Raw genomic sequence first — 15,249 nt, forward strand, 5'->3', positions numbered from 1 at the left:
ACCGGTACTTATGTAGCGATGGAGAACCACCTGTTAAAGAAGGGGGATAACCAGGCATGAACGCGTTGTTTCTTTTTATGATGCACCGCTAAACGAGCCTGTCAGTCAACCTGACTGAGGAGCATTAATCGCTTAATTACGCAGTAAACGCACAGTGGCCTGTGTTGTTATTGTGGTCGTTTTTTTCAGATTTGTGTGAGGGGGGAGAAAAAAATTCGTGGCGTATCGCAATCAAAAAAGCGCCTTCCGGCTCAGGAAGGCGCTCTATAACGATGCTGTTACATGGCAGGGCGGGCGATCACGCTGCGGGTTTCCATCCGGACTTCCGCAATGGTGACATCAATAACATCGGTCACTTTGAATACGGTTTCGCCTTTAATTTGCACGGTGCCGCTTTCCTGACTGCATACCAGTTCATCACGTACGGCATGAATAAACGGTGCAGGAATAAACGCGACTGCGCCATTATCCACCAGACGAACACGCATGCCGCCGCGGCTGACATCGATAATTTCCGCAGAGAACCGGGTATCAGTACCGGCTTTGTCCTGCAGGAAGCGAGCATACAGCCAGTCACCGACATCACGCTCCGCCATGCGGTTAAGACGGCGGCGTTCAGCCATCTGCACGGTTGTGTCATCCTGCGGACGTTTTGGCGTTTCACCTTTAATAATGGCTTTCAGCAGACGATGGTTGACCATGTCGCCATACTTACGAATCGGTGAGGTCCAGGTCGCGTAGGCTTCCAGTCCCAGACCGAAGTGCGGGCCTGGTTCGATGCTGATCTCAGCAAAAGACTGGAAGCGACGAATACGACTATCAAGGAAGCCCGACGGCTGTGCATCCAGTTCGCGACGCAGTTTACAGAAGCCGTCCAGCGTCAGCACCTCTTCCGCATCAACGTGCATGCCGTGCGTTTTCAGCATGGCGGCCAGTTGTTCACTGTTAGCCGGGTCAAAGCCCATATGCACGTTGTAAATACCGAAGCCCAGCTTGTCGCGTAATACCTGTGCGGCACAGATGTTGGCGGCGATCATTGACTCTTCAACAATACGGTTAGCTACGCGGCGCGGTTCTGCCACGATATCCAGCACTTCGCCTTTTTCGCCAAGGACAAAACGGTAATCCGGGCGATCTTTAAACACCAGCGCGTGCGCATGGCGCCACTCAGCTCGGAGCTGGCTTACGCGGTGCAACAAGCGGATTTGCGCAGCAATGGCGTCGCTTGGCGGCTGCCATTCTCCGCTGTTTTCCAGCCAGTCGGAGACATCATCGTAGGCCAGTTTGGCCTTTGATTCGATGGTTGCGGCAAAAAACTCAATATTGCTGTCGATGGCGCCTTCGCTATCCAGTGTCATACGGCACACCAGTGCCGGGCGAACTTCATTCGCGCGCAGGGAGCAGAGATCGTCGGACAGTTCGCGCGGCAGCATCGGGATATTAAAGCCCGGCAGGTAGTTGGTGAAGGCACGAATTTTAGCCGCATCATCCAGTTTGCTGCCTTCAGCAATCCAGGCTGTCGGGTCGGCGATGGCAACCGTCAGTTGCAGTTTCCCGTCGCGCGTTTCTTCAACGTACAGCGCATCATCCATATCTTCGGTGCTGGCGCTGTCGATAGTGACGAAATCCAGCGCGGTAAGATCCACGCGCTCCAGACCGTCATCCAGCATTTCGGTAGCCACGCCGTTTGGCGCTTCTTTTTCCAGATTGTGGCGTGCGAGTGTCACCCACCACGGTACAAAATGATCTTCTGCGAAGGTAATAAACTGCGTCAGCTCAGCGTAAAAACCGCGATCGCCCTTCAACGGATGGCGACGCATCTCTGCGACAGCCCAGTCGCCTTCTTTAAAATCGTGCTCAACGCCACGGGCCGCGCGGCAAGGAATCGCGTCTTTCAGCAACGGATGGTCAGGCACGATAGAAAGCCGGTCGTCTTTCTTCTGCACTTTGCCGACAAAACGGGTAAGGAACGGTTCAACCAGTTCTTCTGGCTCTGCACTTTCGCGCTCTTTTTCACTGTGGATGACGGCAATGATCCGATCGCCATGCATCACTTTCTTCATTTGCGGCGGCGGAATGAAATAACTTTTTTGCGCATCGACTTCCAGAAAGCCAAAGCCTTTTTCTGTGCCTTTGACGACGCCTTCCGCACGCGGTGTCTGTGAATGAAGTTGCTGTTTTAGCTGCGCAAGCAGCGGATTGTCCTGGAGCATAGTTATGTAGTTTCGTGGCCAAAAGAGCGGCTGACAGTTTTACGCGATTCTGCCTGTCGCAGCAAGCGCTGTTTCAGCAAAACTCTGCGGGCATAAGGGCAAGCTTACGCCACTGCTCCGCACGCGCCACGCGTTTTACACCGTCTGACCGAGCGCGATTTTCAGGCGATTTAACCAGGCACAGAGGGCGCACTCCGCCAGCAAGCTGACAACCGCGCGGCGGCTAAGATCCTGCTCAGTTAACAACGAAAATGATAACGGACTAAACCTGTCTGGCGCGCAGGTCAGCAACTGAACGGCTTGTATCAACGCGCTTTCTTGTGCATTGCTGGCGAATACGCGCTGCAATTCTCGTCCACCTTCACGCAGCACTAATTCCCGTTGTGCTCCGTCTTTCCTGCGACGTAGCTGCTCGGCAAAACAGTGCTCGCTGCCATTAATCCGGGCAGTATAAAGCGCCGCCAGTGCCGCGAGTTGCACGTCGGGTCTCTGCTGCGCCACCTGGTCTGCTATCGCGCCCAGCTCGTTAAGGATCAGGTGTTCGTGAGCCAATACAGGTGCCAGTAACCGCAGTTCCGGTAAGGGCTGCCAGCGGGCAAGGGATTCCATTTGCGGAGCACTGGCAATACGTAATTCCACCGCGTCGATACCGGCTTGCCACATCGTTTCTGCCCGGGAAAAACGGTCTGCATCGGCTTCCTGCTGCATATCCATTCCCGGAATAAAACGCACAGGATGACCCAGGAGCGCCTGTAGCATCGCCACGATACGGGCCTGGAAGGCAATAAACCCAATAATCTGGTTAATGATCACCAAATCGTACAACGACAGTCCTACCTCTTCGAGCTGCTGGCGCGCGCGGGCGTCAATCACCGATGGCGACGCTGCAAGTTGGCGGGCGTACTGGGTTATTTGTGCCAGCCGGTAGTTACTTTCCCTTGATGAGTCCGGACCGGGTAACGGTGCAAGACGCGCAGCGTAGTGATTGCATAACCGCTGCACGCCAAATACCTGGGCTGCGGTGAGTGCGGTGCTGAGACGATCATAGGCGCTGAATGTCCGCAAGCGATTAACGGCCACCCGCTGGGGAAACAGCAAGGCATAGAGTTTGCGTGCGGGGATAACGATACTGTCGATGTCGGTTAACAGATCATCCGGCAGGGTCAGATCGAGCAGGAAAGGGTCGTTTACGGTGGCTGCTTCGGGAACCAACGGTAGCGCGTGGGCCCGGCGGGCAGTCGACTGGGTTTCATGATACCAGTGGTTTTTGCCTGAAATCCGGCGTTGTTCCATGGTCGTTCCTTGGTCTGAAAGTGGCGATCCGGATACGACGGCAGGTCTGTTGCGCCGGATCTTTTTTGCTGCTTAATCCTGGCGTAAGCGGAGAGAGGGATGAAAGATTGTTAGGTGATAATAAATATCAGAATGGCATATCGAGGGAAAACGCCCCTTCGCAGGAAGGGGCGAGGAGCATTATTTGATTTCCAGTTCGTTCATGGCAGCAATGTTGAACCCGCCATCTACGTGAACCACTTCACCGGAGATCCCGGCAGAGAGGTCAGAACACAGGAACGCAGCCGAGTTGCCCACATCTTCGATGGTCACGGTGCGACGAATCGGAGTAACGGCTTCGCAATGCGCCAGCATTTTACGGAAATCTTTGATACCGGAAGCAGCCAGCGTACGGATTGGGCCAGCGGAGATACCGTTAACGCGCACGCCTTCCGGACCCATCGCATTCGCCATATAGCGTACGTTGGCTTCCAGAGACGCTTTCGCCAGACCCATCACGTTGTAGTTCGGGATGGCGCGCTCAGCCCCCAGATAGGAGAGGGTCAGCAGTGCAGAACCCGGATTCAGCATCTCGCGGCACGCTTTTGCCATCGCAACGAAGCTGTAGGAGCTGATATCGTGAGCAATTTTAAAACCTTCACGGGTAACAGCATTCACATAGTCGCCATCCAGTTGATCGCCCGGCGCAAAACCGATGGAGTGGACGAAACCGTCGAACTTCGGCCAGACTTTCGCCAGGTCAGTGAACAGGGCATCGATGCTTTCGTCTTTAGCAACGTCGCACTCCAGCACAATGCTGGAACCCAGCTGGGCGGCAAACTCTTCAACACGGCCTTTCAGCTTGTCGTTCTGGTAGGTGAAAGCCAGCTCAGCGCCTTCGCGGTGCATAGCCTGTGCGATGCCGTATGCGATGGACAGTTTGCTGGCGACGCCAGTTACCAGAATGCGCTTACCGGAAAGAAAACCCATAGCTCTAATCCTTATATTCATTGTTGTGGCGATCGTCATCGTGTTCGGACGATCGTCGTTAAAACGCGGCGATTCTATCATGAGTCGCCGGATGAGTTAATCCGACCACTGAAACTATTGAATCAACGGTCTTTTCGCCATGCATCGGCTGTTAATGCCTCACCAAAATGCCCGGCAATTAAGCGTTTTGTTAAATCATGCAACGGAGATGCAAGCACATCGGCAGTACTGCCGCGCTCAACCACTTCTCCCTGGTGCATGACAAGAACCTGATCGCTGATATGTTTCATCATGCCAATGTGCTGGGTGACGTAAATATAAGAGATACCCTGTTTTTCCTGTAATTCCAGCATCAGATTGATTAACTGCGAACGCATCGACATATCGAGTGATGCCAGCGCTTCGTCCGCAATAATGACTTTGGGGCGCAGGATCAGCGCCCGCGCCAGCCCCAGACGCTGCTTCTGTCCCGGTGCCAGCATATGCGGATAGTAGTTCACATGATCCGGCAACAGTCCGACCATGCGCAGCGTTTCGAGAATGCGCTTGCGCCGCGCATCAGGGTCGAGATCGGTGTTCAGACGCAGCGGAAAATCCAGGATTTGCGAAAGACGCTGACGCGGATTTAGCGACGTTGTCGGATCCTGAAAAATCATACGAATATGCTGGCTACGAAACGTATAATCCCCGTAATGCAACGGTTTGTCGTCAATCACCAGTTCGCCGGAACTGGGCTCTACCATCCCCGCCAGCATTTTGGCCAACGTCGATTTTCCGGAACCGTTCTCGCCAATAATCGCCAGCGTTTGCCGTTCCCGCAGCGTAAAACTCAACGGTTTCACGGCTTCTACGGTCTGGCGACGGAACCAGCCGGTACGATAACGGAACGTTTTGCTCAGGTTGCGGACTTCAAGCAAGGTTTCGACCATCTCACTCACTCTCCATATTCAGCGGGAAATGGCAGGCATAAAGATGATTTCTTGCCCCCGTAAGCCGGGGCTTCTCAATACATTTACGCTGGGCATAAGGGCAACGCGGCCCGAGGCGACAACCAATCGGTAACTGTTCGAGTAACGGAATTGCGCCAGGCATGGTGTTCAGCCGGCTTTTATGTGGCATGGCGCTGCCAAAATCGGGGATAGCGCGAATGAGCGCCTGAGTATAAGGATGATGCGGTGTCACGATCAGCTCTTCGCTGGGGGCGGTTTCCACCGTTTGCCCACAATACATCACGTTAATGCGATCCGCCCATTTGCTGAGCATCTGCAAATCATGGCTGATCAGCATAATCGTGGTGTTGTTATTCTGGTTCAGACGGGTAAGCAGGCGGAAAATCTGTGCCTGGGTCGTCGGCTCCATGGCATTGGTCGGCTCATCGGCGATCAGCAAACGCGGTTGGTTAGCCAGCGCAATGGCAATCATCACTTTCTGGCATTCACCTTCCGTCAGTTCATAAGGAAAACTGCGCATCGCATCTTTATGATCTTTAATACCGACGCGGTGCAGCAGCTCGATGGCGCGGCGTTTACGCCAGCCAAACCGTTGCAATAAGCTGCCTTTCCACGTCCAACCCGGAATATTTTGCATCAACTGTTTGCCGACACGTTCAGACGGGTCGAGACAGGATTGCGGCTCCTGGAAAATCATCGACACGTTATGACCAAGCAGCTTACGCCGCTCCCGTGCAGACAGGCGGAGTAAGTCGATATCATCAAAGCGCATGCGGTCGGCGGTGACCCGCCAGTTCTCTTTGGTGACACCACAAATTGCTTTAGCAATTAAGCTTTTTCCGGACCCGGACTCTCCCACCAGCCCACGAATTTCACCTTCGGCGAGGGTCAGGCTGACGCGATCAACCGCTTTAACCCAGTTTTCACCGGTCTTCACTTCGATGGTCAGATTGCGAATATCAAGTAGCGGCATTATTCCACCCCCGCATTAATCGCGCGGCGAATACCGTCGCCAAGAATATTCACCAACAATACGCTGATCATAATTGCCGCACCGGGCAGCATGACTGTCCAGGGAGCCACATAAATCAGCTCAAGCGCATCACCCAGCATTGCACCCCATTCCGGGGAGGGGAGCTGTGCGCCCAGATCGAGAAAACCGAGGGCAGCGATATCGAGGATCGCCATTGACAGGGCGCGGGTGATTTCCGTGATCATGCCGGAGGTGATATTCGGCAACACCGCAAACCACAAAATATTCATCGTCGAAGCGCCATCGAGTCGCGCGGCCACCACATACTCTTTCTCCAGCTCGTCATGCACCATACTGTAGACCGAACGCACCATGCGTGGCAGCAATGCCAGCCAGACCGCGAACATGGCGTGGGAGAGGTGCGGGCCGGAAAAGGCCACCACAATAATGGCCAGCAGCAGCGTCGGCAGCGATAACAGCGTATCAAGAATATGGTTCAACACCGCCGAGCGCAGACCGTGTGTCGCGCCGGCAAATACACCGAGCACCAGTCCACACAGCGTGGCGGCCAGCGTCACCAGAAATGCGCCACCCACCGTGGGCGCTGCGCCGCTCAGCAGACGGCTTAACACATCGCGGCCGAGATCGTCTGTACCGAGGAAGAACGATACGTCACCGTAGCGCGACCAGGAGGGCGGTAGTAACTGATAGCCGAGGAATTGCTGGTCAAGGCCATAGGGTGCAAACCAGTTGCCGAACACGCACAGCACCAGCAGCGCGCCGCAACCGTACAGACCGATCATCGCCGTCGTGTCGCTGTAGAATTTACGCCACACGGTGCGTAACGCGCCAGGTGGGCGCTTTTCGCTGTAGACGCTATCGTAAGGCATACCATTCCTTATGTTTCAACGGGTTCGCCAGCGCGCCCAGAATATCGGAAATCACGTTAACGATAATGACCAGTGAGCCAATCACCATCACACCGGCGGAAATAGCCGCATAGTCCTGCTGGCGAATGGCATTGATCAGCCAGCGACCGAGGCCAGGCCAGCTAAAGACCATTTCGGTGATCATCGCCAGCGTCAACATGGTGGAAAATTGCAACCCCAGTTTGGGGATCACCGGCGGCAGGGCGTTATGCAGTACGTGTCGGCGCAGGATCGTTAACATTGATTGCCCACGTGTCGCCGCGGCTTTAATGTAGTTCTTGTCAAACACCTCGATGGTACTGATTCGCATCAGGCGGATCACTTCAGTGGTTGGTGCGACTGCCAGCGTCAGCACCGGCAACACCATATGACGCAGGGCGCTGATGATCATCTCTTCGCGCCACGGTGAGTCGGACAGCCAGGCATCGATAATGGCGAAACCTGTAATGGTTTTCACTTCATACAGCAGGTCGAAACGCCCGGAAACCGGCAACCAGCCGAGATTAAGCGAGAAAAAGAGCGTCAACAGTAACGCCAGCCAGAAGACAGGAATCGAAAAACCGAGCAGGGCGATGGCGCTGATGAGCCTGTCCTGCCATTTGCTGCGCATCACGCCCGCCAGCATACCAACCGGGATCCCCACCAACAGCGCAGAGCCAAACGCGAGAATGCACAGTTCCATGGTCGCCGGGAACACCTCTTTTAACTGCCCGGCAATCAATTGACCATCAATGCTGGAAACACCGAAATCCCAGTGCAGGAGCCCGTTAAACCAGAACACCCAGGCGTTCCATAATGTCGCCCCCTGGAGTGGCGCATGCGGCGTGAAATAGCTGAGACTGAACCCGACAAAGGTCAGCAAAAATAACGTCACCAGCAGCAGCAACAAACGGCGCAGGGTAAAAATAATCATGGCGGTGAGACCTCTTGTTTTTCCCGCGAGACACCGGCGAACGAGGCGCTGCCAAACGGACTCAGCACCAGCCCTTTAATATCATAACGGTAGGCCTGCAAGCGCAGGGACGACGCCAGCGGCAGCACTGGCAACTCGCGCGCGAGGATTTGTTGCGCTTCGTCATACGCGTCAATACGCGCAGCCAACTGCTGCGATACCAGCGCTTTTTGCAGCACGTCGTCAAATTCGCGGTTACACCAGTGGGCAAAGTTCGTTTGCGAGGTGATGGCCGCACAACTGAGCATTGGGCGGAAAAAACTGTCCGGATCGTTACTGTCCGTCGCCCAACCCGACAGCGTTAAGTCATGGTTCATGTCCATCAAACGCGCTTCCTGGAAACGGCCTTCAACCGGGACGATCACCACTTTGACACCGACCTGAGCCATATCCGCCTGAATAAGCTCGGCGGTTTTCAGTGGGCTGGGGTTCCAGGCTTGCGAAGTGGTAGGGACCCACAGCTGCAACGTCATATGTTCCAGCCCCAATGCTTTCAGGCGCTCACGCGCTTTTTCCGGGTCATACTCAGTAATCTTTGCTTCGTTATCGTAAGCCCATGAGGCACGTGGAAGGATCGACGCTGCCGTTTCGGCAGTACCGTAATAGATCGATTGCATCAGCCGCTGGTTATTAATGGATAAGGCCAATGCATGGCGCACGTCCGGGTTATTTAGCGGTGGTTTATCGGTATTAAAGGCAAGGTAGGCGATGTTCATGCCTGGGCGCAGCGTCAGGCGCAGACGCGGGTCATCGCGCAGAATGGTCAACTGGCTGGCGGCGGGCCATGCCAGCACATCACACTCACCGGTCAATAATTTGGACAGGCGACCGGTGCCACCGGAACCCTGATCGACAACAACCTGCGGCATCAATGGCTTGCCGCGCCAGAATTTTTCGTGACGTTGTAACCGAATATACTGCCCGGCGCGATATTCATCCAGTTGATAAGGCCCTGTGCCCACTGGCTGCCGGTCAATCAATTCCTGATGGTCGTCTTTCGCCAGTTGCGCGGCGTATTCGGCTGACATCACAGAAGCATAGTGCGTGGCCAGATGCCATAAAAACGAGGCATCCGGTTTTTTCAGCCGGAACTCAACGGTACGGTTATCCAGTTTGCGCACGCTGTCGATGGAGTCAGCAAATTGCAGACTGTCAAAATAGGGAAAGCTGCCGCCGTTAATGTTATGCCACGGATGATTGCGATCGAAAATGCGCTGGAAGGTGAACACCACGTCGTCCGCATTCAACGTGCGGTGCGGAGTGAACCAGGCGGTGGTCTGGAAAGCCACGCCGTCGCGCAGGCGGAAACGGTACGTTGCGCCGTTATCCAGCACTTCCCAGCTCTCAGCCAGATCCGGCACCAGACGGTAGGTGTAAGGATCCACATCCAGCAGTCGGTCATAAAGCTGCGCTGCCAGCGTATCAACAATCAGACCGCTGCTTGCCTTTTGCGGGTTAAAGGTGCTGACCTGGCCATTAACACAGTAGACAAAGCCGCTATCACGGATATCCGCGTCACGGGCGGGTGGTGCCGCAGCGTGCGTAATGCCTGTCACCAGGCTCGCCGTCAATAACAGGGAAGAGAAAACCAGACGCATGATTTCTTCAACGATTTTAAATTCATGAGCAAAGTGTATCGCACTTGCCATAGCTTCGTACAAATGTCTGCTAACGACTGCTGTTATTGTCGGCGATTTCAGCTTATTTGATGCTTTTTCAGTAGCGCTCTCAGTTGGTGATAGGTCAAACCTAATAATTCTGCGGCGCGTTTTTGGTTAAATTTTGCCTGCTGCAAACTGGCTTCCAGTAACTGTTTTTCCTGATCGTGCTGAAATTTGCGCAAATCCAGCGGCAATACGGGAGCGGCGGATGTATCTTGTTCTGCCTGTGGCGTGGCAGTTGCATCGCGGTTAAAGGGATCGATGATAATGGTATCCAGCGGCGTTTCACTGCTGCCGTGCCGGTAGACCGACCGTTCAACCACGTTTTTCAGTTCCCTGATATTGCCTGGCCACGGATAATGAAGCAGTACGTCGCGGGCACGTTCGGTGAACCCCGGAAACAGCGGCAGCGACAGCTCACGGCACATCTGGATCGCAAAGTGATCCGCCATCAGCATGATATCGCTCTGGCGACGGCGCAGCGGCGGCAACAGCACAACGTCGAATGCCAGCCGGTCGAGAAGATCCGCCCTAAAGGTCCCGTCACGCACCATTTGTGGCAAGTCGGCATTCGTGGCGCAGACCAGCCGGACATTAACCTGTAACGGCTGGCTACCGCCTACGCGTTCCAGTTCGCCATATTCAATGACCCGTAGCAGCTTTTCCTGTACCAGCATGGGCGCGGTGGCCAGCTCATCAAGAAATAACGTCCCGCCATCGGCGCGTTCAAAACGGCCCGGATGGCGTTTTTGTGCGCCGGTAAAGGCGCCTGCTTCGTGGCCGAAAAGTTCCGAATCCAGCAGGTTTTCATTTAATGCTGCGCAGTTAAGAGAGATAAATGGTCCCTGCCAGCGGGAGGAGAGAAAGTGCAGACGGTTAGCAATCAACTCTTTACCGGTACCACGCTCGCCGATGATCAGCACGGGTTTATCAATCGGCGCCAGACGTGAAACCTGCTCCAGCACTTCAATAAAGCTGTTGGCTTCGCCGAGGAGGTTATCCTTGTGTTCAGACATGATGAAATTCGCCACTTGTTGGTGTTATTAACCACTCTAGACGAAAAGAATAGCGTGGTAAAATTATTCAACTTATTCAAAATCAAGAAGATAAAAATTGGCACGAAGATTGTAATAGTCCCGTAGCAGGGCTGAGCCCGATTACAGAAATGAAGAGGAACTGACTATGGGTATTTTTTCTCGTTTTGCCGACATCGTGAACGCCAACATTAATTCGCTGCTGGAAAAAGCAGAAGATCCGCAAAAGCTGGTGCGCCTGATGATTCAGGAGATGGAAGACACGCTGGTGGAAGTCCGCTCTACCTCGGCCCGCGCACTCGCAGAGAAAAAACAGCTGACACGCCGGATTGAGCAGGCCACGGCGCAACAGGCCGAATGGCAAGAAAAAGCCGAACTGGCGTTGCGCAAAGAAAAAGACGATCTGGCGCGCGCTGCGCTGATCGAGAAACAGAAAGTCACCGCGCTTATCGACACGCTGGAGCAGGAAATCACATTGGTTGATGAAAGCCTGACGCGCATGAAAAAAGAGATTGGCGAACTGGAAAATAAACTCAGTGAAACGCGCGCCCGTCAACAGGCACTGGCATTGCGTCACCAGGCGGCCAGCTCCTCCCGTGATGTGCGTCGCCAGCTCGACAGCGGCAAACTCGATGAAGCGATGGCACGTTTTGAATCCTTTGAGCGCCGTATTGACCAAATGGAAGCCGAAGCGGAGAGCCACGGCTTTGGCAAACAGAAATCGCTGGACCAGGAGTTTGCTGAACTCCGCGCGGATGACGAAATCAGTGAACAACTGGCGCAACTGAAAGCCAAAATGAAGCAGGATAATCAATAATAAACAGCGGCGGCATCAGAAGATGCCGCGCGTCATCCCTGTAAGGAGTACACATGAGCACGCTTTTTCTGGCTATACCCCTGACGCTATTCATCCTGTTTATTTTGCCTGTCTGGTTATGGCTGCATTACAACAACCGCACCTCGCGCGGCGAATTAAATCAGAGCGAACAGCAGCGGTTAATGCAGTTATCGGAAGATGCCACACGGATGCGTGAACGTATTCAGGCGCTGGAAGATATTCTTGATGCGGAACACCCGAACTGGAGAGATCGCTGATGGCTACCCTCGACCTTAATAAAAAATTGTGGCGCATTCCGCAACGCGGCAAAGTAGGTGGCGTGTGCGCGGGGATCGCGCAGTATCTGGATATCCGCGTCAAAATCGTACGTATTCTGACCATTCTGGCGATGTGTTTCGGCCTGTTTTTTATCGTTGTAGCCGCCTATATCGTGCTGTTTTTTGTGCTTGATCCGCTACCAGACAATTATGCTGAAGGGGAGACTGTCCCCAGCAGCAGTGAGTTACTTGATGCGGTAGATGCGCAGCTGGCAGCGGGGGAGGCGCGTTTGCGGCAGATGGAGCGTTACGTCACCTCCGACACCTTTTCCCTGCGTAGCCGGTTCCGCCAGCTTTAAAGAGGTAACCATGAATCATCGTTGGCAACAAACAAGCCGTAAAGTGACGCCAGCGCTGAAGGTCGCCGGGAAACTGGCGTTGCTCACGGCGCTGCGTTATGGCCCGGCTGGTGTGGCTGGCTGGGCGGTTAAATCCGTTGCCCGGCGGCCAGTGAAGCTGCTGCTGGCCTTTGCGCTGGAGCCGTTACTGAAACGTGCAGCCAGTCAATTTTCCCGCCGCTTTATGAACGACAAATGATCCTGCGGGGTCATTTGCTCTTTCGGTTGGTTGATAATCAGTAACCTGCCCACATCTCATACACTCTACCTCTTGTTTTCACTTCAGGGCGACACACAATGGCGATGGATCGATTCAAGAATGAACTGAACGCGCTGGTGAACCGTGGTATGGACAGGCATTTACGCCTTGCGGTGACTGGCCTGAGCCGTAGCGGTAAAACAGCGTTTATCACCGCACTGGTTAACCAGCTTCTCTCTATTCACGCAGGCGCGCGCTTGCCGTTACTGAGTGCGGTGCGTGAAGAGCGGATTCTCGGGGTAAAGCGCGTGCCGCAACGTGACTTTGGCATCCCGCGTTTTACGTATGATGAAGGATTGGCTCAACTTTATGGCACACCGCCCGTCTGGCCGACGCCCACTCGCGGTGTCAGTGAGATCCGTCTGGCACTGCGTTTTCGTTCAAATGATTCGCTGCTGCGCCATTTTAAAGAAACCTCCACGCTCTATCTGGAAATTGTCGACTACCCTGGCGAGTGGCTGCTGGATCTCCCTATGCTGGCGCAGGATTACCTGAGCTGGTCGCGGCAGATGACGGGCCTGCTGCAAGGGCAGCGACAGGAATGGGCGGCAAAATGGCGGGAAAGCTGCGCTGATCTTGATCCACTGGCACCCGCCGATGAAAACCGGCTGGCGGATATCGCCGCCGCCTGGACTGCGTATCTGCATCAGTGTAAACGTGAAGGGCTGCATTTTATTCAGCCTGGTCGTTTTGTGCTGCCTGGCGATATGGCGGGCGCGCCTGCGCTGCAATTCTTCCCGTGGCCGGATGTCGACAACGTGGGCGAAAGCAAACTGGCGCAGGCGGATAAACACACCAACGCAGGCATGCTGCGTGAGCGGTATAACTACTATTGTGAACAGGTGGTGAAAGGGTTTTATAAACACCACTTTTTGAAGTTTGATCGCCAGATTGTGCTGGTGGATTGCCTGCAACCGCTGAACAACGGGCCACAGGCCTTTAATGATATGCGCCTGGCGCTGACGCAGTTGATGCAAAGTTTTCACTACGGGCAGCGCACGCTGTTCCGTCGCCTGTTCTCTCCGGTGATCGACAAATTGTTGTTCGCCGCCACAAAAGCTGACCATATCACGGTTGATCAGCACGCCAATATGGTGTCGCTGCTGCAACAACTTATTCAGGATGCGTGGCAGAATGCCGCGTTCGAAGGGATCAGTATGGATTGTCTTGGGCTGGCTTCGGTTCAGGCGACGCAAAGCGGGCTCATTGAGGTCAATGGCGAAAAGATCCCGGCATTGCGCGGTCACCGATTGAGTGATGGCACGCCGCTGACCGTTTATCCGGGCGATGTGCCAGCCCGCTTGCCGGGCCAGGCGTTCTGGGATAAGCAGGGCTTTAATTTCGAGGCCTTCCGGCCGCAGGTGATGGATGTCGACAAGCCGTTGCCACATATACGCCTGGACGCTGCGCTGGAATTTTTAATGGGAGATAAATTGCGATGAGCGAGCCGATCAAACCAAGAATCGATTTCGCCGGGCCGTTGGAGGCAGAGGTCACGCCCTCTTTCAAAACGGCGCACACGTTCAGTGATGCGCAGGCAGAAAAATTCGCGCCAGTTGCCGTAGAAGCGTTAGCAGAAGAGGGGGCGGCGGAAGCGGTGGTCGAGGCTGCGCTACGTCCGAAACGCAGTCTGTGGCGCAAGATGGTCAGCGCCGGGTTGGCACTGTTTGGTGTCAGCGTGATCGGTCAGGGTGTGCAATGGACGATGAACGCCTGGCAGACGCAGGATTGGGTGGCATTAGGTGGTTGCGCCGCCGGTGCGCTGATTATCGGGGCCGGCGTCGGTTCGGTCGCCAGCGAATGGCGGCGTTTGTGGCGTCTGCGGCAGCGGGCGCAGGAGCGTGACGAAGCCCGCGATCTCTTACACAGCCATGGTGCAGGGCGTGGCCGCGCGTTTTGCGAAAAACTTGCCCGTCAGGCCGGTATGGATCAGGCGCACCCGGCATTACAACGCTGGTATGCCGCTATCCATGAAACGCAAAATGATCGCGAAGTGGTGACGCTGTATGCCCATCTGGTACAGCCGGTACTGGATGCTCAGGCTCGACGTGAGATCAGCCGTTCGGCTGCGGAGTCTGCGTTGATGATCGCGGTCAGTCCGCTGGCGATGGTGGATATGGCCTTTATCGCCTGGCGCAATCTCCGCTTGATTAACCGCATTGCTACGCTGTATGGCATTGAGCTGGGCTACTACAGCCGCCTGCGACTGTTTCGCCTGGTGTTGCTGAACATCGCTTTCGCCGGCGCGAGTGAACTGGTACGTGAAGTGGGTATGGACTGGATGTCGCAGGATCTTGCCGCTCGCCTTTCCGCCCGCGCGGCGCAGGGCATTGGTGCCGGGTTGCTGACGGCACGTCTGGGCATCAAAGCCATGGAATTGTGCCGCCCGTTACCCTGGCTGGAAGAGGATAAACCCCGTCTGGGAGATTTTCGCCGCCAGCTTATTGGTCAGCTAAAAGAGAGCCTGCAGAAGAGCAAATCGTCGTCCCCCACAGAGTAATAAACCGGCACTGCGCGCGTAGC

The 15,249-nt window shown here is 54.9% G+C and carries 15 protein-coding genes; 6 read left to right on the top strand and 9 right to left on the bottom strand.

Features of this window, described 5'->3' with window-relative positions; genetic code table 11:
* Nucleotides 1–278: 278 nt before the first annotated feature.
* The 9 genes from O9K67_RS11705 to pspF form a co-directional block, all read right to left on the bottom strand.
* Entirely contained in the window at nucleotides 279–2,213 is a 1,935-nt protein-coding gene (locus tag O9K67_RS11705; protein WP_061496173.1) for an exoribonuclease II, read from the bottom strand.
* Nucleotides 2,214–2,348: 135 nt separating this feature from the next.
* Nucleotides 2,349–3,506 (bottom strand): CMD domain-containing protein, encoded by a 1,158-nt coding sequence (locus O9K67_RS11710; RefSeq protein ID WP_061496171.1) that lies wholly within the window; start codon nucleotides 3,504–3,506, stop codon nucleotides 2,349–2,351.
* A gap of 180 nt (nucleotides 3,507–3,686) precedes the next feature.
* Complete coding sequence (gene fabI, locus O9K67_RS11715; protein WP_061496169.1) at nucleotides 3,687–4,475, bottom strand: enoyl-ACP reductase FabI; 789 nt, start codon at nucleotides 4,473–4,475, stop codon at nucleotides 3,687–3,689.
* 122 nt (nucleotides 4,476–4,597) lie between these two features.
* Nucleotides 4,598–5,404 carry a putrescine export ABC transporter ATP-binding protein SapF gene (gene sapF / locus O9K67_RS11720; RefSeq protein ID WP_061496168.1) on the bottom strand — a complete coding sequence of 269 codons (807 nt, stop codon included), beginning with the start codon at nucleotides 5,402–5,404 and terminating at the stop codon, nucleotides 4,598–4,600.
* Between the two features lies 1 nt (nucleotide 5,405).
* Nucleotides 5,406–6,398, bottom strand: a complete 993-nt coding sequence (gene sapD / locus O9K67_RS11725) for a putrescine export ABC transporter ATP-binding protein SapD (protein WP_061496166.1) — start codon at nucleotides 6,396–6,398, stop codon at nucleotides 5,406–5,408.
* A complete protein-coding gene (gene sapC, locus O9K67_RS11730) occupies nucleotides 6,398–7,288 on the bottom strand; it encodes a putrescine export ABC transporter permease SapC (protein ID WP_061496164.1) in 891 nt (296 codons plus the stop codon). Before sapC ends, sapD begins: the two co-directional genes overlap by 1 nt.
* Nucleotides 7,275–8,240 (bottom strand): putrescine export ABC transporter permease SapB, encoded by a 966-nt coding sequence (sapB, locus tag O9K67_RS11735; protein WP_061496163.1) that lies wholly within the window; start codon nucleotides 8,238–8,240, stop codon nucleotides 7,275–7,277. The genes sapC and sapB overlap by 14 nt, the downstream gene beginning before the upstream one ends.
* Nucleotides 8,237–9,877, bottom strand: coding sequence for an ABC transporter substrate-binding protein SapA (sapA, locus tag O9K67_RS11740; RefSeq protein WP_061500057.1), 1,641 nt, complete (start codon nucleotides 9,875–9,877; stop codon nucleotides 8,237–8,239). Before sapA ends, sapB begins: the two co-directional genes overlap by 4 nt.
* Nucleotides 9,878–9,975: 98 nt before the next feature.
* On the bottom strand, nucleotides 9,976–10,956 hold the full coding sequence (gene pspF, locus O9K67_RS11745; protein WP_061496161.1) for a phage shock protein operon transcriptional activator: 981 nt from the start codon (nucleotides 10,954–10,956) through the stop codon (nucleotides 9,976–9,978).
* Nucleotides 10,957–11,122: 166 nt separating this feature from the next.
* Here pspF and pspA point away from each other — a divergent pair, with 166 nt between their 5' ends.
* The 6 genes from pspA to O9K67_RS11775 all read left to right on the top strand — a co-directional run bounded on the left by pspA (nucleotide 11,123) and on the right by O9K67_RS11775 (nucleotide 15,226).
* Nucleotides 11,123–11,791, top strand: coding sequence for a phage shock protein PspA (gene pspA / locus O9K67_RS11750; protein WP_061496159.1), 669 nt, complete (start codon nucleotides 11,123–11,125; stop codon nucleotides 11,789–11,791).
* A gap of 53 nt (nucleotides 11,792–11,844) precedes the next feature.
* A complete protein-coding gene (pspB, locus tag O9K67_RS11755; protein WP_061496157.1) occupies nucleotides 11,845–12,069 on the top strand; it encodes an envelope stress response membrane protein PspB in 225 nt (74 codons plus the stop codon).
* Nucleotides 12,069–12,428 (top strand): envelope stress response membrane protein PspC, encoded by a 360-nt coding sequence (gene pspC, locus O9K67_RS11760; protein WP_061496155.1) that lies wholly within the window; start codon nucleotides 12,069–12,071, stop codon nucleotides 12,426–12,428. The genes pspB and pspC overlap by 1 nt, the downstream gene beginning before the upstream one ends.
* Before the next feature lie 10 nt (nucleotides 12,429–12,438).
* Nucleotides 12,439–12,666, top strand: coding sequence for a phage shock protein PspD (gene pspD / locus O9K67_RS11765; RefSeq protein WP_061496153.1), 228 nt, complete (start codon nucleotides 12,439–12,441; stop codon nucleotides 12,664–12,666).
* Nucleotides 12,667–12,770: 104 nt separating this feature from the next.
* A complete protein-coding gene (locus tag O9K67_RS11770) occupies nucleotides 12,771–14,168 on the top strand; it encodes a YcjX family GTP-binding protein (protein ID WP_061500054.1) in 1,398 nt (465 codons plus the stop codon).
* Nucleotides 14,165–15,226 (top strand): TIGR01620 family protein, encoded by a 1,062-nt coding sequence (locus tag O9K67_RS11775; RefSeq protein WP_061496150.1) that lies wholly within the window; start codon nucleotides 14,165–14,167, stop codon nucleotides 15,224–15,226. Before O9K67_RS11770 ends, O9K67_RS11775 begins: the two co-directional genes overlap by 4 nt.
* Nucleotides 15,227–15,249: the final 23 nt, after the last annotated feature.

Source organism: Kosakonia oryzendophytica, from assembly GCF_027886705.1.
GTDB lineage: Bacteria > Pseudomonadota > Gammaproteobacteria > Enterobacterales > Enterobacteriaceae > Kosakonia > Kosakonia oryzendophytica.

Coding starts and splice junctions, on each gene's coding strand:
- O9K67_RS11705 (WP_061496173.1), bottom strand. CDS start 2,213: ATGCTCCAGGACAATCCGCTGCTTGCGCAGCTAAAACAGCAACTTCAT.
- O9K67_RS11710 (WP_061496171.1), bottom strand. CDS start 3,506: ATGGAACAACGCCGGATTTCAGGCAAAAACCACTGGTATCATGAAACC.
- fabI (WP_061496169.1), bottom strand. CDS start 4,475: ATGGGTTTTCTTTCCGGTAAGCGCATTCTGGTAACTGGCGTCGCCAGC.
- sapF (WP_061496168.1), bottom strand. CDS start 5,404: ATGGTCGAAACCTTGCTTGAAGTCCGCAACCTGAGCAAAACGTTCCGT.
- sapD (WP_061496166.1), bottom strand. CDS start 6,398: ATGCCGCTACTTGATATTCGCAATCTGACCATCGAAGTGAAGACCGGT.
- sapC (WP_061496164.1), bottom strand. CDS start 7,288: ATGCCTTACGATAGCGTCTACAGCGAAAAGCGCCCACCTGGCGCGTTA.
- sapB (WP_061496163.1), bottom strand. CDS start 8,240: ATGATTATTTTTACCCTGCGCCGTTTGTTGCTGCTGCTGGTGACGTTA.
- sapA (WP_061500057.1), bottom strand. CDS start 9,877: ATGCGTCTGGTTTTCTCTTCCCTGTTATTGACGGCGAGCCTGGTGACA.
- pspF (WP_061496161.1), bottom strand. CDS start 10,956: ATGTCTGAACACAAGGATAACCTCCTCGGCGAAGCCAACAGCTTTATT.
- pspA (WP_061496159.1), top strand. CDS start 11,123: ATGGGTATTTTTTCTCGTTTTGCCGACATCGTGAACGCCAACATTAAT.
- pspB (WP_061496157.1), top strand. CDS start 11,845: ATGAGCACGCTTTTTCTGGCTATACCCCTGACGCTATTCATCCTGTTT.
- pspC (WP_061496155.1), top strand. CDS start 12,069: ATGGCTACCCTCGACCTTAATAAAAAATTGTGGCGCATTCCGCAACGC.
- pspD (WP_061496153.1), top strand. CDS start 12,439: ATGAATCATCGTTGGCAACAAACAAGCCGTAAAGTGACGCCAGCGCTG.
- O9K67_RS11770 (WP_061500054.1), top strand. CDS start 12,771: ATGGATCGATTCAAGAATGAACTGAACGCGCTGGTGAACCGTGGTATG.
- O9K67_RS11775 (WP_061496150.1), top strand. CDS start 14,165: ATGAGCGAGCCGATCAAACCAAGAATCGATTTCGCCGGGCCGTTGGAG.